Annotated in this window: 19 protein-coding genes; 3 read left to right on the top strand and 16 right to left on the bottom strand. The window is 42.7% G+C overall.

The window, feature by feature from the left end:
- Positions 1-10 precede the first annotated feature (10 nt).
- The 5 genes from NSQ55_RS11515 to NSQ55_RS11495 all read right to left on the bottom strand — a co-directional run bounded on the left by NSQ55_RS11515 (position 11) and on the right by NSQ55_RS11495 (position 4,662).
- Entirely contained in the window at positions 11-958 is a 948-nt protein-coding gene (locus tag NSQ55_RS11515) for a hypothetical protein (protein ID WP_339173405.1), read from the bottom strand.
- 207 nt (positions 959-1,165) lie between these two features.
- Positions 1,166-1,792: an SGNH/GDSL hydrolase family protein gene (locus NSQ55_RS11510; RefSeq protein ID WP_339173402.1), complete on the bottom strand. Its 627-nt coding sequence runs from the start codon at positions 1,790-1,792 to the stop codon at positions 1,166-1,168.
- 164 nt (positions 1,793-1,956) lie between these two features.
- Entirely contained in the window at positions 1,957-3,135 is a 1,179-nt protein-coding gene (locus NSQ55_RS11505; protein ID WP_036685891.1) for an NAD(P)/FAD-dependent oxidoreductase, read from the bottom strand.
- 40 nt (positions 3,136-3,175) lie between these two features.
- On the bottom strand, positions 3,176-3,619 hold the full coding sequence (locus tag NSQ55_RS11500) for a DUF1641 domain-containing protein (RefSeq protein ID WP_036685888.1): 444 nt from the start codon (positions 3,617-3,619) through the stop codon (positions 3,176-3,178).
- Positions 3,620-3,819: 200 nt separating this feature from the next.
- Positions 3,820-4,662 carry a DUF2785 domain-containing protein gene (locus tag NSQ55_RS11495; protein WP_339174480.1) on the bottom strand — a complete coding sequence of 281 codons (843 nt, stop codon included), beginning with the start codon at positions 4,660-4,662 and terminating at the stop codon, positions 3,820-3,822.
- Between the two features lie 221 nt (positions 4,663-4,883).
- Between NSQ55_RS11495 and NSQ55_RS11490 the strand changes: the two genes are divergently transcribed.
- The gene (locus tag NSQ55_RS11490; RefSeq protein WP_076129923.1) at positions 4,884-5,501 is read left to right on the top strand and encodes a nitroreductase family protein; all 618 of its coding nucleotides are present in this window, start codon (positions 4,884-4,886) and stop codon (positions 5,499-5,501) included.
- 110 nt (positions 5,502-5,611) lie between these two features.
- Here NSQ55_RS11490 and NSQ55_RS11485 read toward each other — a convergent pair whose 3' ends face one another.
- The 7 genes from NSQ55_RS11485 to NSQ55_RS11455 form a co-directional block, all read right to left on the bottom strand.
- Positions 5,612-6,232, bottom strand: coding sequence for a hypothetical protein (locus tag NSQ55_RS11485; protein WP_076183201.1), 621 nt, complete (start codon positions 6,230-6,232; stop codon positions 5,612-5,614).
- A 3-nt stretch (positions 6,233-6,235) separates the two neighbouring features.
- A complete protein-coding gene (locus NSQ55_RS11480) occupies positions 6,236-7,120 on the bottom strand; it encodes an EFR1 family ferrodoxin (protein ID WP_076179332.1) in 885 nt (294 codons plus the stop codon).
- 1,240 nt (positions 7,121-8,360) lie between these two features.
- Positions 8,361-9,503, bottom strand: coding sequence for a DNA polymerase III subunit beta (dnaN, locus tag NSQ55_RS11475; RefSeq protein ID WP_339173397.1), 1,143 nt, complete (start codon positions 9,501-9,503; stop codon positions 8,361-8,363).
- A complete protein-coding gene (locus tag NSQ55_RS11470) occupies positions 9,504-9,839 on the bottom strand; it encodes a hypothetical protein (RefSeq protein WP_248548037.1) in 336 nt (111 codons plus the stop codon).
- Positions 9,840-10,701: 862 nt separating this feature from the next.
- Positions 10,702-11,187 (bottom strand): DUF3888 domain-containing protein, encoded by a 486-nt coding sequence (locus NSQ55_RS11465; RefSeq protein ID WP_254848934.1) that lies wholly within the window; start codon positions 11,185-11,187, stop codon positions 10,702-10,704.
- Positions 11,188-11,247: 60 nt separating this feature from the next.
- Positions 11,248-12,210 carry a phosphotransferase gene (locus tag NSQ55_RS11460; protein WP_076129919.1) on the bottom strand — a complete coding sequence of 321 codons (963 nt, stop codon included), beginning with the start codon at positions 12,208-12,210 and terminating at the stop codon, positions 11,248-11,250.
- A complete protein-coding gene (locus NSQ55_RS11455) occupies positions 12,207-12,368 on the bottom strand; it encodes a hypothetical protein (RefSeq protein WP_179087399.1) in 162 nt (53 codons plus the stop codon). Before NSQ55_RS11455 ends, NSQ55_RS11460 begins: the two co-directional genes overlap by 4 nt.
- Before the next feature lie 174 nt (positions 12,369-12,542).
- Between NSQ55_RS11455 and NSQ55_RS11450 the strand changes: the two genes are divergently transcribed.
- Positions 12,543-13,757 (top strand): MFS transporter, encoded by a 1,215-nt coding sequence (locus NSQ55_RS11450; protein ID WP_076129958.1) that lies wholly within the window; start codon positions 12,543-12,545, stop codon positions 13,755-13,757.
- 77 nt (positions 13,758-13,834) lie between these two features.
- Here the strand turns inward: NSQ55_RS11450 and NSQ55_RS11445 are convergent, their stop codons facing one another.
- Both NSQ55_RS11445 and NSQ55_RS11440 read right to left on the bottom strand, forming a co-directional pair.
- Positions 13,835-14,545 (bottom strand): SAM-dependent methyltransferase, encoded by a 711-nt coding sequence (locus NSQ55_RS11445; RefSeq protein WP_339173391.1) that lies wholly within the window; start codon positions 14,543-14,545, stop codon positions 13,835-13,837.
- A 388-nt stretch (positions 14,546-14,933) separates the two neighbouring features.
- Entirely contained in the window at positions 14,934-15,827 is an 894-nt protein-coding gene (locus NSQ55_RS11440; RefSeq protein ID WP_076278074.1) for a LysR family transcriptional regulator, read from the bottom strand.
- 131 nt (positions 15,828-15,958) lie between these two features.
- Between NSQ55_RS11440 and NSQ55_RS11435 the strand changes: the two genes are divergently transcribed.
- The gene (locus tag NSQ55_RS11435; protein ID WP_076129915.1) at positions 15,959-16,699 is read left to right on the top strand and encodes an SDR family NAD(P)-dependent oxidoreductase; all 741 of its coding nucleotides are present in this window, start codon (positions 15,959-15,961) and stop codon (positions 16,697-16,699) included.
- 476 nt (positions 16,700-17,175) lie between these two features.
- Here NSQ55_RS11435 and NSQ55_RS11430 read toward each other — a convergent pair whose 3' ends face one another.
- Positions 17,176-20,508, bottom strand: coding sequence for a X2-like carbohydrate binding domain-containing protein (locus NSQ55_RS11430; RefSeq protein WP_339174478.1), 3,333 nt, complete (start codon positions 20,506-20,508; stop codon positions 17,176-17,178).
- A gap of 350 nt (positions 20,509-20,858) precedes the next feature.
- Positions 20,859-21,617, bottom strand: a complete 759-nt coding sequence (locus tag NSQ55_RS11425; protein ID WP_339173384.1) for a DUF6612 family protein — start codon at positions 21,615-21,617, stop codon at positions 20,859-20,861.
- Between the last annotated feature and the right edge of the window lie 162 nt (positions 21,618-21,779).

Raw genomic sequence — 21,779 nt, 5'->3', positions numbered from 1 at the left:
CATGAATTAATCATTTGTCCAGCCTCTGAAATGCACTCCCTACCCACTGAAAAGTATCTTCCACTTGTTTGCCTGCTGCGTTATCGTAGTAACTTCTCTTGAAGCTATGCTCATCAACTTTATCCAGTTTTATGGAATACCGCTCAGGACTGCTGATAAACAGCTGGTTTTCAGGTTTAATAGGCAGTTCTTCTATCACGTTATTTCTTCTGAGTGTAAAAAGCTTGTAGAAATAACCGTTACTCGTTCCATATTGTCCGATCGTAAAATCGGGATCACCATCTCCATTATAATCCTCAAACTGAAGCTGAAAAAAATCATTAAAGGTCTGGGCAAATTGATCATTTAACGGATAGCTACTCAGTGTTTTTCCATGCTCATCAGTCACTACTAGCCTAAATCGGCCACTCCAGTTTCTTCCCGCTAACGGACTCGGTGTAGTCCAATCTTCGCTATATGTCCCCTCTAGCAGTTGCAGATTTAAAAATCCCGCTCTCCCTGTGACCGGAGACAGTTCATTATGTGATAGGGTTACTGGACCTGTTACCTCGACAGAAGTCTCCACAGGGTCTGCCTGTTCAATGTTCTCCATATCGATTGTTCCATAAATGAGCTTTCTTAACTGGTCAGAGTTTTTTACAGGAATTGTGTAGCCCTGACTGCTGTTCTCTGCTGTAGTAAACATCCCTTCATGTCCAAGTTGATCTCCAAGCGCTATGTAATAATCTTCCGAATAGCCGTCCCCATAAACAAGCTTCATTTCAAATTCCGGACCCCAATCCAGATCATCAGAAAATTTCTTACTCTTGTTCATAGCCTCCGCAAGCGTCTTGATCAAAACAGAATCCTTTAGCGTTAAGCTCTCTGAGTGCAAAGGACGATCCGCTTGTTTCTGATCACTCGTTGCCACGGGTGTCAACGACACGCCTTCGATCCATCTGGCATTGATGAAGCCCAAATGACTTTTACATCCGCTTAACACTACGACCAATAACAAAGGTGCTATCCATATTAACCGCCTAATGCGAATCGCCTCCAATACATAAGCATATTCCAATTATAACAGTGTCTATAAATATATAAAAACGACTTTATGAACACGCGATTAAAAAAAGACTACAACCTGCTTATTAAAGCGTGGTTCTAGTCTTAAAAGGGCGATTGATTAGATTGCTCCCATCGTTTTGAGCCAAGCATCCGCAATAAGTGCATGACCTGCAGGAGTAGGATGTACTCCATCATATGCCCAGTAAGCCGGTTCTGCTTTTACGGAAGCCGCTGCAAAAAGTCCATCTAGCGGAACCAGCGGCGCCCCATATTCACGTGCCAGCTCGCGGACAATATGAATTTTAGGATCAAGATCCTGACGCCAAGTTCTACGATCTTCCGGTACAGGCAAAACAAAAGGCTCTATAAGCACTAATTTAGCATTCAAAGATTTCCGAGTGCGTTCGATCAGGTCCCGATATGAGGCTTCAAACTGCTCGGGAGTGGTTTCTTCACCAGAATCAAAACGCCGCCAAGTGTCATTAATTCCAATATAAATGGACACCCAAGTCGGCTTCAAATCCAGACAATCCTGATCCCAACGTCCCTGTAAATCAACAATACGGTTGCCACCAATACCACGGTTAAAAAAAGTAAGATTCTTCTCTGGATATAAATGCCCCAGTCGAGCGGCGACCATCATTGCATAACCTACTCCAAGTGATGAAGCGTCTTCATGATTACGCCCCCAGTCTGTTATGCTGTCCCCTTGAAACAGAATGACATCGTTTTGTTGAAATATCATAAATGAAATCCTCCTCTAACTACCTCTGTTAATATAACCCAATCTATTATATCAAATACAATGAATACAGCCTACTGTGAAACATCAATAATGCAAACATTTCACTAAAAAAACAATAACAAAAACCCCGCTCAGATTTGAGCAGGGTTTAGGGTTAAGCTATATTAGTAAGCTAGGCTGAACAATCCTTTAATGTGGGACAAGTAACGGATATTACTTGCTTCCTTCATTAGAGTTGCAGGCAAGCCTTTTAACGGAGTAGAACTTGCACCAACGATGGCAACACCGTCTTTACGGCCTAAGCTAGCAAGTGTACCAGAGTTGATTGGGCTAAAGCTTTCAAACGATTTATTTTTCAAGAAGGCATACAGATTGTATCCGATCAATTCACCCATTTGCCAAGCAATTTGCGCAGTTGGAGGGTAAGGACGTCCATCTTCTGCAAAGACCACCGCGCTGTCACCAGCAACGAATACATCTTTGTGGGAAGTGGATTGCAAGAATTCATTCACCGTTGCACGACCGCGGTTAACTTCAAGACCGGATTCGCCGATGAGTGGATTTCCTTGCACGCCACCAGTCCATACAAATGTGTTAGCAATAATTTTTTGACCGTCTTTCAAGTCAATCGCATTGCCTTCTACATTCGTAACAGGAAGACCTGTCAGGAATTGAACACCACGTTTCTCCAAGCTTGCTACAGCACGTTCGATTAATGCATCTGGCAATACTGGAAGGATTTTAGGACCTGCTTCAACGAGCATAAGCTTAATTTCTTTAGGATCAACGCCATATTTTTTAGTAAGTGTAGGCAATACATCCGCGATTTCACCAACAAGCTCAACACCTGTTAAGCCGCCGCCACCGATCAGGATGTTTGCATCTGCTTCATTTTTCGATTTCGCATATTCACGAATACGATCTTCAATATGTTGATGAATTTTGTTAGCATCTGCAGCTGATTTCAATACCATACTGTATTGTTCAAGCCCTGGAATGCCAAAATAAGCTGTAGTGCTGCCAAGACCTACAACAAGCGCATCATAAGTAAGTGTCACACCATCAGAAAGAACAATTTGTTTGTTCTCCACAGAAAATGAATTAACCTTCGCGATTTTCAGGTCAATATCTTTCCCTGCGAAAAGCTTAGTTAGAGGCATAGCTACAGCACCCTCTGCAACACTACCTGCTGCAAGACGATGCAATTCTGTAATGATTTGGTGTGTAGGATACTGATTAACTACAGTAATTTTAGCTTCATCTTTTTTGAGATATTTGCGTACGGTTAAGGCGCTTAGTAGACCACCATAACCTGCTCCTAGAATGACAATATGTTTAGACATGATGTTTCCTCCGTCCCTTACGTATAAGATATGAAAATGATTATTTCTGCTTACTGCGTTCTCCAGCAACTTGAAGGTATGCATTTACGAAACGGAAAAGCTTTTGCGCTTGTGGATCTTTCAACAACTTCATAAGACCAAAAAGACCAATAACTTCGTTACTTTCATTCGCACGATCTTTTGCTTCGATCACTGTAGCTGCCATATTCTTCGCGGAATGCACTACAGGTTCAGCAAGTTCTTTAATTGCACTTACCGTATCACTTTTCAAGACATCATCCGCTGCGACAGTTTGCACAAAGTCATAGGACTTTGTAAGCACGCCAACAAGCTCAGTTAATTTTGGCAACTGTTCCACCAAGACTGTTAATGATTCCTGAACTTCTGGTTTCAAGAGCTGCTCAAGAACATCCATTTGTTCCTTGCTAACAGCTACTTTTGGTGATTCTTGTTCAGGTTGTGTTTGAGTGATTGATTCTGACATATCCAAATCTCCTCTGCAATAAGCTTTGCTGCTTAATAGTAATAAAAAACATAAGAACTTTTAACGCCATATTTCTATTATAGCACTTATCAAGTTATAAATGTCACAAAGTTTTTGAATTTCCATAAAAATTTGTGATTTTTATTACATTATAATAAATTATTTAAATTACTAGTGTTAATTAAAACCGTTTGAGTGAATTAATGTACAAATTCATTCAGATTCTTCTCGGTTTTCAATAAAACATCCACAATGTCCATATTCTTCTCTGTTAGAAGTAACCTGAAATAAAGAGAACGCAGGAAGTTCTTTGTATTTATTCGATTAACGTACTGGCTGTGGCTTCTAGGCCAACTGCCACATTGCGCCAAGTTGAGAATCCAATCGGTTATAGACTGCTGTAAAAGTAAATGATGATCGATGATTGTAACTATAATAGTACCAATCCTTTCATCTTCTTCGTCCCTGAATATGTATTGATCGTTATAAAGCATCTTTTGAATAACTGCCAGAACCTCTTCCCGCACCGCGGCATCACTCTCCGAGCATAAAACCAGCTCATCCAAGGCGTCTGCGCCATGGGCTGCTGCGTGTGCCCAGCCTTCTTTTTCCATATAACCTCTTAAGTCCCGTTCTTCCTCATAATAACGAATCAAATCCTGCTTCACCTTTATAAATTCAGAGCTATCCAATATAGCCATTTCCCTATGCCTCTGGAGAATAAGAGCAACAACTAATACAGAAAATGTTCTTGTATACACCGTCAGATCTTCTTTATTCCCAATGTGATAAAAAAGATGCTGCTCGTCAAGAAGTATCCACAGCAGTTCACGAAGCTCCGCATCATTAAACCAATGTTTCTCATTAATCCATTTGTAGAATGTGGAATAAATCAATTCATCACGCAGTACAGGCTCGGGATCTCCTATATGCTCAAGCATCAACTTCACATAATCCTTTATGTCCTCTCCACTTCTAAGCTCGTAGTCATTCTCTTCGATTCTTTGCAAATCTATCATCAATTGTTCTCTACTATTAATCAATTTATCCACCCTTTCATCCACTGTGTTTCTACATATCCTAATATCCTAATTTATGTCCTATTTTTTGACAACAGGGTGTTCAAGATTAACTTCAATAAATTTTATCATTGACGAATTTTTTAAGCTGTGTTATTTTGAGTTAGTAACATTTAGTTAGTTCATTTACAAATATCAGGTGTTGATATTTTACAACCGAATACATACACAACGGAGGAATACTTATGAGCGCTTTTACAGACTTGATTCAGTCACGCAGATCCGCTATGAATTTTGTGGAAGGGGTTATCATCCCTCAGAATGAATTAGAGGAAATGTTCTCTTATGCCAGATTGGCACCCTCGGCCTATAATCTACAGCATACAAATTACAAAGTGATATCTAACGAGAGCTTAAAAGAAGAAATTCGCGAAGCAGCTTACGGCCAATATAAAATCCATACTGCTTCAGCAGTTATTGTAGTGCTGGGAGATAAGCATGCTTATCAGCAGGCTCCAGAAATCTATGGCGGGCTTAAAGCTTTAGGAGCGATGTCACAAGAGGAATATGATGAACAAATAGAGATGATTAACAATGCTTACATTGATAAGGATGCTTTTCAAAGAGATGAAGCAATACGTAATGCCTCTCTCTCTGCCATGCACTTTATGCTGATCGCCAAAGATAAAGGTTGGGATACCTGCCCGATGATCGGCTTCGATGCTGATGCTATCCAATCCACCTTGAATCTGCCGGATCATATGGTACCTGTTATGCTGATCACGATCGGCAAAGACAAAAAACATAAAATCAGACCCCGCGGCTACCGTAAGCCAGTCAACGAATTCGTTGAATTCATCTGATTATAGATACAGCAAAACGTTCCATCCGAGGCAAGTAGCGGGTGGAACGTTTTTTAATTGGAACTCATCATGAAGATAATGAACCGTGTGCCCGATATACAAGAGGGGCTCTACTTCGCATATTGTAAAATGGCAATCGCTGCTCGTTCCCGTCGTTCGGAGTCATCACAAATCAAAGCATCTTTCAAAATATTAAGCGCCTTAGAGAGCGTCTCCTCATCCAATTCCAGCGGACTATTCACTTCTTGTTCATTAGCAGAAACACCTGTAATCCACAGATCCAAGCGAGCGCTTGGTTTTGGACCCTTATATTGTACAACCGGTGCACTTTGGTTAAATAACTCCCGCACGCCTGCGTTTAGTTCAGAAATCGGCAGACTTTTCAACCACGTCACACCACGTCGATGGCATGTACCCTCGTCAACATTATCAGTAAACTCGTTGTAAAAATAATCTCCGAGGTCCCCGAGATGTACCCAATCTCCATCGGCCACCAGCACATAATCTCCATCTTGCATCGTATGTACAAATAGCTGAAGGGCTTGCAGATGTTGCATAAGCTCCAACTCACTATATTGGTATGTGCCAATCAATCGATCATGAAGTTCCTCTGTGCTTAGATTCTCCAGATCCCCTATTCCGGGGTAGCCGATACTCACATAATTATCCTCCAAAAATGTGCTGATCCGCTCAATCCCCAGTGGCTTCGATCCCATCCGAAACAGATTCATATGTCATTCCTCCAAATACTTAATAAAATGCTTGTAGTAGCCCTTGGATTTGGGAGTAACAAACCGTCCATCATTCGCAGAATCCTTCATTAGTTTATGAAGCTTCGGACCTCCAGTATAGGGATCTACTACGCTAGCCTTAAGTCGTGTCGCTTGGATTGCCTTCTGAGGACAAGAATAAACACAACGCATACATAATAAACAATTTTGACTGAAAACAATTCCTTCTACGCCGCTACTAATATTGGATGTTGGACAGTTTCTGACACATTTTAAGCATAGTGTGCAAGCGTCCGTTGTACGCAATCCTTTGGCGAAGTATTTTCCCCCTTGGTGTTCCTCACAATAATATACTGTTCTCAGAACCCGCTCCAACACAGGGTGAATCGGCAGATTTCGTGGTGTCCGGTTTACGATTTCCTCTGCAAACAATTCCACCTTACGCTGTGCGGCTTGATACAATTGCTTATTCAACCTGTCATTGTATTTGATATAAAAATTACATGGCATCGCCAAAATCGAATTGTGAAAGGGATTATATCCCTTCCCACGCAAAGAACGAAGCACCGTATTCGAAGCACCGTTATTGATATAGTGTGGAGAGGATGCCGTTTTGAATACAAATGCCGGGGTTCCATTACAATCAGGTAGCCCTTCTGCAAAACGTTCAACAAAACCGGAAGCGCCAAAGCCTAGAACCGGATGACCAATACCTATAAGATCATAGGCTTCATATTCTACAGAACGAGTGCCTTTAAAAACATCTTCCACTCTAAACAAATCTACATCTTGCCCTTTACTTCTTAGCCTTTCAGCAAATTGCTTAGCAATAATCTCCGTATTGCCCGTACCTGAGAAATAAAATATGGCCGTCTTTGCATTATGCATTCCATCCCCTCCCAGATCAAATATACCTCATTCCCGTCTGGGAAAGCTGTGAAGTTGAAGTGGGTTTTGGCTATTTCGGACTCAATTGCTCTTATTTCCATAATTCTGCTCATTTTGCTACACTAACGGACTCAGTTGCAGCTATTCGCTCAAATGCACTCCTTTTCTGCACAAATCATGGGCAATAAGAGCTATACAGTCCGAAACCTTCGCAAAATGAACCCATATGCTGTAATAGCTGCAATACGGTCCGATACGATCTAGATCGAGCAAAAGGGACCTGGTTTCGAGATGTAGGCTGCTAAGTTTGGGACGTAGACGGCTAGGTTGAGTAATAGGTAGCTAATTCCGCACGAAGTAGTTAAGTTGAGCTATAGATAGCTAATTCCGCACGAAGTAGTTAAGTTGAGCTATAGATAGCTAATTCCGCACGAAGTAGTTAAGTTGAGCTATAGATAGCTAATTTCGCACGGAGTAGATAAGTTGAGCCCCAGACAGCTAGTTTAAGCAATGGGCAGCACGTTTAGGATCAAATTTGGCAGGCGGTGTTCTTTTCACCAACTATTCGGACTCAGTTGCTCTTATTTCCATAATTCCGCTCATTTTGCCACACTATCGGACTCAGTTGCAGCTATTCGCTCAAATGCACTCCTTTTCTGCACAAATCATGGGCAATAAGAGCTATACAGTCCGAAACCTTCGCAAAATGAACCCATATGCTGTAATAGCTGCAATACGGTCCGCTACGATCTAGATCGAGCAAAAGGTAGCTGGTTTCGAGATGTAGGCTGCTAAGTTTGGGACGTAGACGGCTAGGTTGAGTAATAGGTAACTAATTTCGTGCACGGAGTAGATAGGTTGAGCTATAGGGAACTAATTCCGCACGGTGTAGATAGGTTGAGCTATAGGTAGCTAATTCCGCACGGTGTAGATAGGTTGAGCCATAGGTAGCTTATTCCGCACGAAGTAGTTAAGTTGAGCTATAGATAGCTAATTCCGCACGGAGTAGATAAGTTGAGCTATAGATAGCTAATTCCGCACGGAGTAGATAAGTTGAGCCCAAGACAGCTAGTTTAAGCAATGAGCAGCACGTCTAGGATCAAATTTGGCAGGCGATGTTCTTTTTAGCAACTGTCCGGACTCAGTTGCTATTTCCATAATTTCGCTCGTTTTATCACACTATCGGACTCAGTTGCAGCTATTCGCTCAAACCTACTCAAATACTGTACTTAACAAATCCTCAATCATGCGTCCTCACAGGAGTAATTAAAAAAAGTGTGGACGAAGATGCGTCCACAGGCAGGATCACCAGCGCCCTTTCTTTTCCCGCGAACCTGATTCTAAGCGTCTCACTATCGATCGCCCGAAGGATGTCCCTGAAATATTTTCCGTTAAAGGCTACTCGAAAATGATCACCTTCCAGATGCTCCAAAGGAATCTCTTCTTTTACATCCCCAATTTCTGCAGTCTTGGACACTAAACTTAGCGTATTAGAAGGAAGTACGCTGAGCATAACACTCTCACCAGCCAATATAGAAATACGTTCAACAACATGTAACAAACGGTCTTTCTTAACAATCACTTCGGAGAGGTACGCTTTTGGGATTAAATTATTGACAGAGGGATAAGTTCCTTCTAAAAGAGCAGACTGAACCCTCAATCCATTAGAAATAAATCTGATCTGCTTGGGGCCTATTTCTAAATCGGTGCTGCTGTCTGCATCATCGTTTAATATTTTCAAAAGATCCTCCAGGGTGCTGCCCGGGATTACAACATCTAAAGGAATTGCCCCGTAATCATCTACGCTTTCAACAACATGCTGGGCGAAGCGGATGCCATCAGTGGCGACTACACGAATATTATGCTTCTCTATTTGCAGCAAAACTCCTGTAAGCACAGGTCTGGTTTCCGATGAAGAGACCGCAAAAACCACTCTTTTAAATATTTGCTTCAGGAGAGTGTTCTTCATGCTTATCCTTTGAATGTTTGGATGATCTATGTATTGGATTCTTGGAAACTCTGCCACATCCATTCCACATAAACGAAATTGAGTGCTCCCTGATTGAATATTTAAAATCAATGACTCTTCGATTTCCAGCCTAATTAGTCCAGGATCAAGCTTACGAATGATCTCATAAAAATAACGCGCCGGAACGACGATCTCACCTGTGTTGTGCACAACCACCGAATCCATTTTCACAGGGAGCTTATATTCAATGGTCATTCTTATATTGCTGGCTGTTAATATCAGACCCAGAGTTTGCGCCTGAATAAGTATTCCTGACAGAACACGTGAGGAGCTATTCGCGGATATGGCTTTTAATGCTGCCTGCAAAGCGGTACTAAGAGAATCTTTTGAAACATGGATTAGCAAAGACTTCACCTAACTCTCCTTAGATTCCTTTACAAAATGCGCCTCAATGATGTTCCGAAATACTTGGGAGCGAGATGCGTTCTGATCCGCACAAGCCTGCTCTATCTCCTGCCAAACGTCCTCAGATAACGTCAAAGATACCTTTTTAGTTACACCAGTGCTTTTTCTACCTGCACCTTCCCGAAGACCTCCCCTTGTAAAAAGAAACCCCAACTGCCCGTCTTTAGTAGCTACACCTACTTTGACTTTATCCTCGTTGTTACTTGCGCTATCGCTAGTGACTTTATCTTTAATTTCGCTAATACTGCTTCCCTTTTGTTCGCCCTCGAATTTATGATCACCCAATCCCTTGCACCTCCCAATTTGAATTTAGTAACTTAAATCAATATATTCACTAATTTCATAATACCATAATCGCCATTAATCCACCACAATTCTAACCACAAAAAAACACCCCAAAGATCGGAGTGTGCGGTGCGGTGGGCTGGGCATGAGTTGGGTATGAGTTGGGCATGAGTTGGGTATGAGTTGGTATGAGTTGGGCATGAGTTGGGTATGAGTTGGTATGAGTTGGGCATGAGTTGGGTATGAGTTGGGTATTGCAACGTTAACCCATGGATTTTTTTATTTTGCTTAAAATCGTTTGGGAATGTATGAGTTAATTGCACTTTATACAACTATAAACAATACATTGTGCTGCCCGAGCGAAATAAGTGTATTCTCTGCAACTAAATTCAACGATATTAACAAATAAGTGTGAAAAGACTTCTTTTAACTGCACCAAATGCAACTAAAAGTGACTAAGCTTCTTATCTCCTGCAAGTAAGTGTATAAACTGCAACTATCCCGTTTGCCCGCCCCCGGACGCACGCATAGACGCACACGCACGCACACCCTCATCATGCCACTAACCCAACCTTCATACCCTCTCACTCACCTCATCATGCCACTAGCCCAACCTTCCTCCCCTCCACTCACCCTCATCACGCCACTAACCCAACCTTCATACCCTCTCACTCACCTCATCATGCCACTAACCCAACCTTCATACCCTCTCATATCCCCTCTCCCAAAGACTCCTTTCCCTACAACTCCCAACACAATTACCTCAGAACTCCCTACTCATGTAAAAATAGCTCGCCTCATAACTCAACGTGTGGCACATATTAATATCTACTCTTCCACCCACCCGCCTTACCAAACTACACTATCTCAGGATGTTCTGATAATTTGGTGGAAAGTCTGATTTTTTGGGGTCTTTTAGATGCTTGAACGATTCAAGCTTCACCTTAGGACCAGGAGAGATCCTAAAAGTCATGGTATCTTCTCCAACTGAAATATGTGGACCAACTGTAGGATATACGTTAAGTGTAATCAAGAAATCAAACCCACGGAAACCATTGAGCCGCTTCACCTCAGTCACATCCACAAAGTAAGGATAAACCATTGGCGATTCTCGCAAAAGCGGCGAATAAATATCTGCAATCTTTTTCTCAATATGGGGTAAAAGAAATAACATCAGCATGTCTTGAAACTTAAGTTCGCGAGAATCTTGATCTGGCAGTTGAAGTCCCGAATCAGACCTGGAAGGTGTTACAGATTGAGGTTGAATTAACCTATTTGCGGAGCAAAGTTGTGGCGTCAGAACGAGCATCACTGCGACAAGAAGGGGAGCAATCCAGCTTTTTTTCATCACAATAGCCTCCTTAGGGAACTTTATATAAATTCCCCAAAGAGACCCTATTTCTATACGTTAAATCTCAATCCTGTTAAAAAGAAAGGGTTCTCCCTTAAGATAATTTTTCAGGATCGCTAACGCATACGGCTGTTCTGCTTTTAGACCCTCGGTTTCCCTAGGATCGGATGCGTGATGGCAATAATTTTCGATCATAACCATGACCGTAAAATTCTCTAAAGTCTGAACCCACTCCCCATCAAGCTTGGCGATACTTTCGTACCCCTTAATGACCCCTTCTCTTTGCAATGGATACAGTCCAAGAAGGGTATGTGCCACGTCATAAAGATAATACCCCCAACCACATCTTCCAAAATCAATCGGCCGAGGCTCACCCTCTTTAAATATGATGTTGCCTTGATGTAAATCTCCATGGATAACGCCATAAGACCTTCTGTTCTTATTTTTATGCTGCTTGCTTAACCAATTGTATAACTTCTCAGCTGCCGACTGATACAGCACAAACTCTTCATCCGTAAGAAAACAATGATAATGAAGCTTTAAACGAAGCATTGCTTTTCGAAAGCTATGTTCATCCCAAACAGGACGATTAAAGCCAGGGGGTAACTCCAGCTCCTGTGCCGCCTTATGTAGCTTGGCTAATAGAACGCCTTCTTTGTAAATTTGTTCTTCGGTAAGATTTTCTTTCGCATGTTCCCCTTCAACCCAGCGCATTAATGAGGCATAAACACCTTCTCCATTTCCCTGTTCCACTCTGAACGTTACAGCACCCGTGCGATCATGAACACCTTTTGGCAGGGGGACATCGATTTTGCTCTTCAAAAGCTCCAGCCACGCGATTTCGGAGTTAATTTCCTCTTTAGATCTCCCCGAATGAAGGCGCAGTAAAAAAGTTCCCTCTTTATTAGTTTCTATTACAAAGGTACAGGTATCCGATAGCTGGTTAAAACGAATCTGCGTCCAATCCAGGTCAAAGTTCTGAAGCGCTATTAAAGCTGCCTGCTTATAATTTTTTCTCATCGCAAAGGAAGGAACAATTCAGTCTCATCGGGCCAGGAAGAGTTCGCAAATTGATAGATTTCTATAACCAATCCACGATCATTACTCTGCAAACTGCTATTAAATTCTCGCTTCATTTCCGGCAATTCAAGCACTTGGACTTGGCTTTCATCATTCATAAATAACCATCCCTTCAATGATCTATAAAAATGAAAACTATCTGAAAAAATATTTATCTTGAAAATATTTTCAGAAAACTAAATAATAGAAAAGCAATACTTACATGTCGGATCTATCATCTTAACCAAGGTGGAGCTTCATTACAGGCAGAAGAAAGGTTGAACATCGGCATCATGAACGCAATTCCAAACCTCAACAAGGCACAATCACGCAAAGAACGAGCAGGGAAAGAGCCCTTTCCCATCTCTATACTTTCTCTTACGGTAGGCGCTTTTGCGATTGGTATGACTGAGTTTGTTATTATGGGTATTTTACCAAATGTCGCCAACGATTTACAGGTTAGTATTTCGACTGCTGGCCAACTCATTACAATGTACGCACTTGGAGTGGCCGTTGGCGCACCCATCCTGACCATTCTCACGCAGCGTATTCCGCAAAAGAAACTGTTATGTCTTCTCATGATTCTTTTTATACTGGGCAACGGAATCTCTGTGTTTGCACCAAACTATACCGTTCTCATGGTAGCTCGTATAATTACAGCTTTAACTCATGGTACTTTTTTTGGGGTTGGCGCAGTCATTGCATCCAATCTTGTACAACCCAATAAGCGGGCCGGAGCCGTATCTATTATGATGGCAGGTTTAACGATAGCCAATATTGTCGGAGTTCCTCTAGGAACATTTATTGGACAAAGTATGGGCTGGCGGGCCTCATTTGCAGCGATTGCTGTCATGGGAGTCGCCGCGCTGATCGGCATCCTCATTTTTATTCCAAAGCTTAAACAAGAGAAACCAGCGAGTGTTATCCAGCAGATTGCTGCGCTGGCTAATCCAAAGCTGCTGCTATTCTTATTGATCGGGGCGTTAGGGAACGCCAGCTTGTTCACCGTGTTCACATATATTACTCCACTGCTTGAAGAAGTGACCGGTTTTGCTGAACATAGTGTGACTTGGATTCTAGTCTTATTCGGCTGTGGGGTGACCATCGGGAACATCGTTGGCGGAAAGCTTGCGGATTGGAAGCTGATGCCTTCTATCGTGGGACTTTATTTTGCAGTCAGTATGATTCTAACGATCTTTTCCTTCACGATGCATAGCCCAATAGCTGCGGTAATCACAATATTTTTCTGGGGTATGGTGTCCTTTGCGGTCATGCCAGGTCTGCAAATACGGATTATGAGTCTGGCTCAGGCAGCCCCTGCACTTGCTTCAACGACCAGCCACTCCGCCGGGAATCTCGGTAACGCAGCGGGTGCCTTTATTGGCGGTTGGGTTATTTCTCATCTAGCGATCACTTCGCTTCCTTGGGTCGGTGCGGTTCTAGTGGGCCTTGGTCTGGTATTAGGCATAGCTTGTTTTGTAGCAGAACGGAAAGAAACTGTAGCGTAAGCTTTATAGATATTTATACAAAAAACGAGGGTGCTCCCAAAGTCATCATGGCTTGAGGCACCCTCGTTTTTTATATTTCAGAGGAACAATTCTGCTCTTCTAATCTTCAACATCTGCTTTGCACCTTTTTGAAATTCATAAGGAACCTCTAGTTCCTCTGCAGTAAATCCTTGCCTCACCAAATCATCAATAAGGCGGTCTAAATGCTTATACCTTTTACAAGAGAGGTCGACTAGTGGAAAGATTCGAAGCTCGCCTCTCGTCACCCGCATGAGTTCCTTAACAGTCTCTAAATGAAATTCATAGTCCAGCCGATCGCTGTACATAAATAGAAAGTGAGCAGATAATGTCAGATCAAATGCTTCATCCGCAAATGGCAGATCCGGAAGTATCACAGGAACATATCGCTGCGGGGTTTGTCTTCGATCCTTAGTGCTGGCGGTTAACGCTGCGTTCCTCGCTTCGGTCAGTCCCTCGATTGATTTAAAGTAGTTCCAAACGAAATTATCCTGTACTTTTTCCATTCCGGACATCGCATGCGCAATATCTTGAACCCCTTTGTCTGCCAGCTCATCTTCAGAGTAATAGTAAGCAATATCAGCAGCCGTTACTTCACCACCCAACTGATTCGCTATTGCTGTAAAAGAGCAAGCACCCGCAGGACAATCCAGAATGCTCTGGCCGATAAGATCTGATTCCAGCAAATCAAACATACGTATATATTCCTCATAGGTTCTGCCAATAAAAACAATTCTCTCCAAATCAAGTTTTCCCTTTGCTCCGCTCATCTCAGCTCACCTTTCCTCTTCTAGGCTCATCTACACTTCTACTTCTGTTTTAATATACGAATAAGGTAATCCATTAGAATACCCAAAATCAAAAACGTTCCAAAATGAATAATATATGTTGGGAATCTGACGCTGATTAACGCACTATTGGTTCCCCATCTCGGATTATTTACATCAACCATGAAGCTTTCAAAAGGTTCTGTAAAGATCAATGTATCTATAATAGGGTTCAAACGTACAAGAATAATATTCGCGATCCCCACCCCCAGATAGTCACTCAGACAGATGATGATACTTATAATCGAAAGCCAGAAACTGAATTTCCTCCTAAAAAACATCAAACACCGCCCTTTCTATTTTTTCTATTTCTTAACAATTCGTTTAAAATTCAAAATATCCTTGTCACGGTTAGTTCCTGTTTTAAAAAATGATACAATCTGGAGCTCGCTTGCTTAAGCGGATAATCTGAAAGTTTACATAGGATCCCACAGGTCATATCAATAACCTTCCCCTCCAGCTTCCGTACTATAGTTCCTGCTGGGGCTGGATTCAGCACAATCTCAGGAACAAGTGCCACACCTAAACCACTTCCCACAAAATATTTCAGCGCTGTCATGCTCCCAATCTCCATTGTATCTAGTGGCGGCCCGCCTGATTCCTGCAGCACACTTTCTAATTTTTTACGATAAGGACAATTCGCTGCCGTAATCAGTAAGCGATGACTCTGTAGATCCTCTGGGGTGATACGTTCCTTGGATGCTAGCGGATGCTCTTCTGGCAAAAGTAACAAGAATTCCTCCGCAAATAAGGGTTCAAAATACAGCTCCTTACCGAGCTCTGGTGCCGAACACACTGCCAAATCAATTTCACCACGCAGGAGTAGTTCACTAAGTGCGGCGGTTCCCGCAATATCCACGGAGATCTTCACTTTAGGGAATTGCACCATAAACCTACTTAAAAGCTGCGGCAAACGATAGCTCGCCGTAGGGTCCGTTACCCCTAATCGCACGTTGCCAGCTTCCCCTATTTTTAAATCAGCCAAACGGCTCTCTAGTCGTTCCATATCTTTAACAATATGTAGGCTCTCTTCATAAAACAATCTGCCTGCTTCTGTTAAGCTGATTTGCTTCCCCCGCTCAAGCAATTGACATCCCAGATCAGATTCAAGCCTTTGCATCTGCATCGTAACTGTAGATTGGGCATAGTTCAATTCTTCTGCTGCGCGATTAAAGCTTCCGGAAGTTACGATCGTTTGAAAGGTTTTTATTGTTTTTAGATCCATCCTAGTGCCCTCCCCTATTCAATTCAAATTAATTGAACCAAACCTCCATTATATTCAATTATACGAAATCCACTTTTCTCTATAGAATACTTTATAACAACAACATACGCCAACATAAGGAGTGATTGAGGGTGGATCTCAACAATAAAGTCGCATTAGTAACCGGTGGAGGGACTGGAATTGGCAAAGCTGTAAGCTTGGAGTTATCCAAACGCGGAGCCCACGTCGTAGTGAACTATTCTAGATCTGAGGATGAAGCCAATGAAACCGTAAAGACGATTCTGAATCAAGGAGGGCAGGCTATAGCAATACAAGCGAATGTGTCTAAAGATCAGGAAGTGCGAAGTATGGTCGATTCGATTATTCAACATTTCGGGACAATAGATCTGCTAGTGAATAACGCCAGTATAACTAAACATATTGCTCTCGGAGATCTGGAAAAGGCAACAGAGGAAGTATGGGATGAGTTATATGATGTAAATGTGAAAGGAATGTTTTTCTGCGCCAGAGCGGTTGCACCGTATATGAACCAAAAAAATTCAGGAGCCATCCTCAATCTCGGCAGCATCGCTGGACAGACAGGCTTAGGCTCATCCCTTCCTTATGCCGTCTCCAAAGCGGCTGTCCACGGTCTTACCAAATCGCTGGCACACGCGCTGGCTCCCCATATTAGAGTTAACTGTGTAGCACCGGGAGCCGTTGCTACTAGATGGTGGTCTGGACGAGAAGAACAAATGCATAAACTAGCCCCTAATCTGCTGCTTCAGCATATTTCAACCGCCGAGAATATCGCCCAGTTCGTCTGCGCTGCGCTAGAACAGGAAGCAATGACTGGACAGATCATTACCATAGATAGCGGACAAACATTGTAACAGCCAAAACAGCAAATGGTATGTCAGAACTACTTTTAAATATCATTAGCTGGTTTTTGCGTACCGTACAGGAGGAAGTGAAGCGTTGATAGCATAATTGGGGAATTTCTCCCTAAAATTCTAAGTTTTTTGGTCATCCAGCCAATAATTAGGGAAAACCTCCCTAATTATTGGCTAATTTGCTGGAAACTAACAAATTCGCCTGATTTTCAGGGAATAATTCCCTGATTTCGTTGATTTAAAGCAAATATCGGCTATTTTCAGGGAGGTTTTCCCTAATTATTATATAGCCAACACTATAGGAACCATAAATGCATCCGACATACCACATAACGTATACCACACCCCCTCTCATAGAACGTAGCACATAGCGTACATACCACCTATAGCCTGAGGGTTAAAGTAAGAAGCTGCCCCAAAAGTAGAATTTTCTACTTTTAGGACAGCCTCTTCAGCATAACTATTGGTGAAGATTCTTAGTTAGGTTCATTACCCCAGATCAGGTTACCTGAGATGTAGGCGGGCGCTTTTGTCCAGTCTACAAAATTGGTATCAACCGCATTAAAGGAGTAATCTCCGGTTTGAGTGTAATTTGACCAATCCTCTTTAGCTACTCGCACTTGGATATCGATGCTCGCACCCGCAGCTAGTGAACCTGCTGCACTCGAGAATCCAAGCTCCAGATAATAATCCGCATCCGCTTTAGCCGTTGGCAGCTTCACAAACGTGCCCGTTACATTCGCGCTTCCAGCCTGTGACCAATCGCAGAAGAAGCTTTGTGCCTTCTCTCCGTCAATTGTGTAATAATATCTTAATTTCACATCAGAAAGTGCAACGGCACTTGTACTTGTGTTCACCAGCTTAAACTTTGGATTTAGCGTATTTCCGGAAGCAGTCACTGTACCGTTATACATCTGCACTTTCAGTGCTGCTGTAGGAGCTACTGACGTATCTGAGAGAGTGACAACCAAGGATTGTGCCGCTCCGGCACTAAACTCAAAGGTCAGCGTTGTCGTTCCTACCGCTTGAGTTGCCAAATACTCCTTCTTGAGAGTGACTGTTGATCCACTTACCGTATAATCCGTTCCGGCTACGAGGGTTGCCGTTCCGTTCTTGATCGCACTCAGCGTATTTCCGTTCAACGTCATAGTTACTGCAACGTCTGCCTGATTCGCTGTTTTCTTATCAAATCCCGCGCTTGTTGGCGTTATCGTGGAGTTGGATACTGGTGTTGTAGTATCCGTTACCGCTACCGCCAAAGATTGTGTAGCTCCAGCGCTAAAGCTGAACGTCAGCGTTGTCGTTCCTACCGCTTGCGTCGCTAAATACGCTTTTTTAATCGTCACTGTTGATCCACTTACCGTATAATCCGTCCCGGCTACGAGGGTTGCCGTTCCATTTTTGATCGCACTCAGCGTATTTCCATTCAACGTCATAGTTACAGCGACGTCTGTCTGATTTGCTGTTTTCTTATCAAAGCTTGCAGTTATTGGCGTAATGGTCGAGCCTGTAGCTGGTGGATTTACAGGATCAGCATACAAGGTGCCTCGGCCATTCGTACCGAGATATACACGTCCATAGATTCTTGGATCCCCAGTAATCGCCATATTGATCTTAGCGTATTGGTGAGCATCGTCATTAATACGAACCCAAGTTGCGCCAACATCATCAGAACGGAATACGCCCCGTACACCATCAATCTTAGCTACGGTGTACAATGCCATATAAGTTTGGCCCGGAGCAGCCTTACCATAACCAATAAGATCAGCTTCTTCTACATTCGTTAACTTCGTGAAGCTCGCACCTGAATTAGTGGAGTGCCATAGACCATATTTATTCTCAACCGTATTCCCTCCGGCGAACCAGATGTCACCTTCAATACCTGGAACTGCCTTCATACTGATTTGGGCTTCGTTCGGCTGTAATCCAGCCACATTATTGGTCGGGAAGCCCGAAGCTGCGGTGGCAGTAAATGTAGCTCCACCATCCACACTTACATAGAAGATTCCTGCATAAAATCCATAGTATTTGTTAGGATTCACGCGATCAGACGCTATCTTCGCGCCTGCCGGTAATCCTGCACTTGCTGTCCAAGAATTGCCTGAGGTTTTGGAATAATACACCCCGATATCTGAGGTGCTCCACAGAATGGAATTACCACTTGCAGAGACAGCCACTTGTCCATGGCCAACCGTTGTTTTGGTTCCATTGGAAGGCTCGGAGTTTGGCATGTACCAGTTCACTCCACCATCGTTAGAGATACCAATGGACTTCATACTTGGCGTTTTTTCTTTATCTGCACTGCCTACCCGCACCATATAGGACGGACTCAGTTCAGCATAGTCAATACTCATCGTCGTTGCCCATGAAGGACTGGTCTGGAATTTAGTCGGCGCTACCGACAAATCCTCATGACGGAAACCGGAAACGTCACCAAGTGCAGTGATCAAATGGGAGGTTCCCGTTGGCGGGCTAATTAGCCCCAGCACTGCAGTTTCCTCCACACCTTTTGCCATGACAGAGATATTTACCTTGCCTCCGGTATCCCATGAGGTCAAATTGTTCGAGCCATAAATTGTTGCTCCAGTGCCGTACATCATTCGATTCGAGTTAAATGGATCAATTTCCAAATCACCCATCATCCAGCCTAGCTTCGGTGAAGGATCCAGGGATGTTGAAGTAGTTCCATGATCGAGCCATGGAGCAGCGGTGATGTCCATGCTGAACTTATAAGTCCGTTCTGGATAATTGCCCCAATCCCAAATGCGACTCCAAGTAGCCCCACCATTGGTACTGCGGAAAATAACTTCATCAGGCCACCAAGCGTTTAAGCTGGATACCATCAATGTGTTAGGGTGCTGAGCATCCAGCGCCAATCCACCAAAGCCATACCAGTTATCTTCACCGGTCGTAGGACTGATATTGGTCCAAGCCCCACTAGTTTTGTTGTATTTCCAAACTTCACCCTTACTGCCATCATAGGGACCTACACCATTACTATAAGTAATATAGAGATCACCTGTGGATGACAGCTCGCCGTGATGTGGCAAGAACCCCGTAGGTTGTCCAGCCAGAGCTGTCCAGGTTACTCCACCATCTGTACTCCGATATACGCTGCTAGCCGTATCGGCCACACCGACATATATCGTTTGAGTAGCGTTGCCAAGTGTACCTGTGCTCTTATCGAACGTGATCCAAGACAATCCGACAAGATCATTCCCATAATCAAGTGTCGGATTCTGAATATACGTTCCTACGTTTGGAAAAGAGGTTACCTTTGACCAAGTTACACCCGAATCAATACTCTTCCAGAGACCATTACCACTTCTAGCTCCAAAATAGAGAATGTTGTTCTTATTGGGGTCGATGACTAGACGTTCACCAGCGGAACGGCCAGGCATATTGCCACCTACTTTAAAAGGCAGTGGAGTAGTTTGCCAGGTGTTCCCCCGGTCATTAGAGCGCATAATCTGGCCATTATTATCCCAATGATTAGTATACGTACCCGTTGCCATGTAGACTTTATTAGGATCAATTGGGTCTGTAGCCAGAGCATCAACACCATTCTTGTTCCAATCCACCCAGCCTACCGAGTCACTAATTGATGTCCAGCTAGATGTAGCTTGATTCCAGCGATAGGCCCCGCCAATATCTGTTCTGGCATAAATCAGATTCGGTTCAGTTTGATTAAAAATAATTCCGGGTACAAAGCCCCCGCCAGCTCCCGTTACAACGCTTTTCCAGGTGTAAGGTTCACTTGAGGCAGCATGGGTAGTAGCTGGGAATGCAGAGAATAAAGAGCCTACCATCGCGCCAAGCAGGACCAAAAGTCCTGTTTTCCGGATACGGTTACGAATCACGTTTTACGCCTCCTACGATATAATTGGTTTGTTTATGCCTTCTTCTTACTCTATATCCCTGCTCCTCCCTCCCCCTTAATCCATACCTTCAGAACTTAGACTCCATTTTCTGATAACGCTTTCATTATAATGGTAAGGTTTTTCATTATCGAGAGAAAATGGTTATATTTTGCAGAAGATTGTCTCTAAAAATCGTACCATTTTCACACTTCAGGATACAATTTCACTAAATTTTGATTGAAAATAATTCTGCTGATAAAGAAAACCTCCGGAATAAATCCCAGAGGCTTCTGATATAACTATTCTTCACTAGTATCTACAGGCATAACAATCTCTTTTATAACATTAAAATTGCTGATAGTTGTTTGCAACGTGAGCACTGACTCTGAATTTAAGTTTTCTGATTTCAATGAAGTGAATATTTCTGCCTCCACTTTATGCGGCAAAAGTGTAGTTTTATCCAGCGTATATCTTAGTTTAATCTTGTCTGTCAAATTCTGCTTCATCAATTTCATCGTTTCCTTACTCGCATCATGAGACGATATCTCTATCGAAAGTATGTATTCTTGTTCCTCCTCAGAAACAACGATCCCCTGAGATTCTATCCGGTACATGTCTATATAATCATACGGGTCAATAAATCTTTGTGCGATTTGTTTTTCTTTCGCTGGAATATAATCGTCCTGCTTAATAAATAAATCATCCATTACCTTTGTATGATATTCAGTATCCGATATGTATTCTTCTCGTTCCTTTCCATCCGCAGTCTCCGATTTTAGATATACGGTATAAGGATTTCTAACATAGTCGACATGAAATGAGGCTGCGCTCGACCAATGTTTATCTTCACTTTTTTCCGATTTGCTGGATGTTTCTTCTTGTTTCTCCATTTCTATAGTATAGCTCTCCTGCTTAGCCAGTTCACTCCGAGACATGCTGAGCAGCTCCTCTGCACGCTTATCTCCCTCTCCTTCAGCATCTGATTTAGTGTTCGTTGCACAACCTGTCAAACCTAACATACAAATGATACCGATAAAAACCATTTTTCTGATAAACATATTACTTCCCCTTCACTTCAAATGAAATCCAAATATAACTAAATCTATTTTATCATTATAAAGTTAACAGCTTATATGACGGAAAAGGTAGACATGTGAAAAAACGGCTTAAGATACACTTTTACGCTGGGTTTGGTGCGATGCAAATCAAAAAATACCTCC

This window comes from Paenibacillus sp. FSL H7-0943 (assembly GCF_037963265.1).
GTDB lineage: Bacteria > Bacillota > Bacilli > Paenibacillales > Paenibacillaceae > Paenibacillus_AQ > Paenibacillus_AQ odorifer.
The sequence above is the reverse complement of the archived record's forward strand: the minus strand, read 5'-3'. Positions and strand labels throughout refer to the sequence as shown.

What these genes read in the sequence shown, in the direction of transcription:
- NSQ55_RS11505 (WP_036685891.1), bottom strand. Translation starts at nt 3,135, where the DNA reads ATGTCTAAACATATTGTCATTCTAGGAGCAGGTTATGGTGGTCTACTA.
- NSQ55_RS11500 (WP_036685888.1), bottom strand. Translation starts at nt 3,619, where the DNA reads ATGTCAGAATCAATCACTCAAACACAACCTGAACAAGAATCACCAAAA.
- NSQ55_RS11440 (WP_076278074.1), bottom strand. Translation starts at nt 15,827, where the DNA reads ATGGATCTAAAAACAATAAAAACCTTTCAAACGATCGTAACTTCCGGA.
- NSQ55_RS11510 (WP_339173402.1), bottom strand. Translation starts at nt 1,792, where the DNA reads ATGATATTTCAACAAAACGATGTCATTCTGTTTCAAGGGGACAGCATA.
- NSQ55_RS11465 (WP_254848934.1), bottom strand. Translation starts at nt 11,187, where the DNA reads ATGAAAAAAAGCTGGATTGCTCCCCTTCTTGTCGCAGTGATGCTCGTT.
- NSQ55_RS11425 (WP_339173384.1), bottom strand. Translation starts at nt 21,617, where the DNA reads ATGTTTATCAGAAAAATGGTTTTTATCGGTATCATTTGTATGTTAGGT.
- NSQ55_RS11445 (WP_339173391.1), bottom strand. Translation starts at nt 14,545, where the DNA reads ATGAGCGGAGCAAAGGGAAAACTTGATTTGGAGAGAATTGTTTTTATT.
- NSQ55_RS11490 (WP_076129923.1), top strand. Translation starts at nt 4,884, where the DNA reads ATGAGCGCTTTTACAGACTTGATTCAGTCACGCAGATCCGCTATGAAT.
- NSQ55_RS11450 (WP_076129958.1), top strand. Translation starts at nt 12,543, where the DNA reads ATGAACGCAATTCCAAACCTCAACAAGGCACAATCACGCAAAGAACGA.
- NSQ55_RS11485 (WP_076183201.1), bottom strand. Translation starts at nt 6,232, where the DNA reads ATGAATCTGTTTCGGATGGGATCGAAGCCACTGGGGATTGAGCGGATC.
- NSQ55_RS11480 (WP_076179332.1), bottom strand. Translation starts at nt 7,120, where the DNA reads ATGCATAATGCAAAGACGGCCATATTTTATTTCTCAGGTACGGGCAAT.
- NSQ55_RS11430 (WP_339174478.1), bottom strand. Translation starts at nt 20,508, where the DNA reads ATGGTAGGCTCTTTATTCTCTGCATTCCCAGCTACTACCCATGCTGCC.
- NSQ55_RS11455 (WP_179087399.1), bottom strand. Translation starts at nt 12,368, where the DNA reads ATGAATGATGAAAGCCAAGTCCAAGTGCTTGAATTGCCGGAAATGAAG.
- NSQ55_RS11460 (WP_076129919.1), bottom strand. Translation starts at nt 12,210, where the DNA reads ATGAGAAAAAATTATAAGCAGGCAGCTTTAATAGCGCTTCAGAACTTT.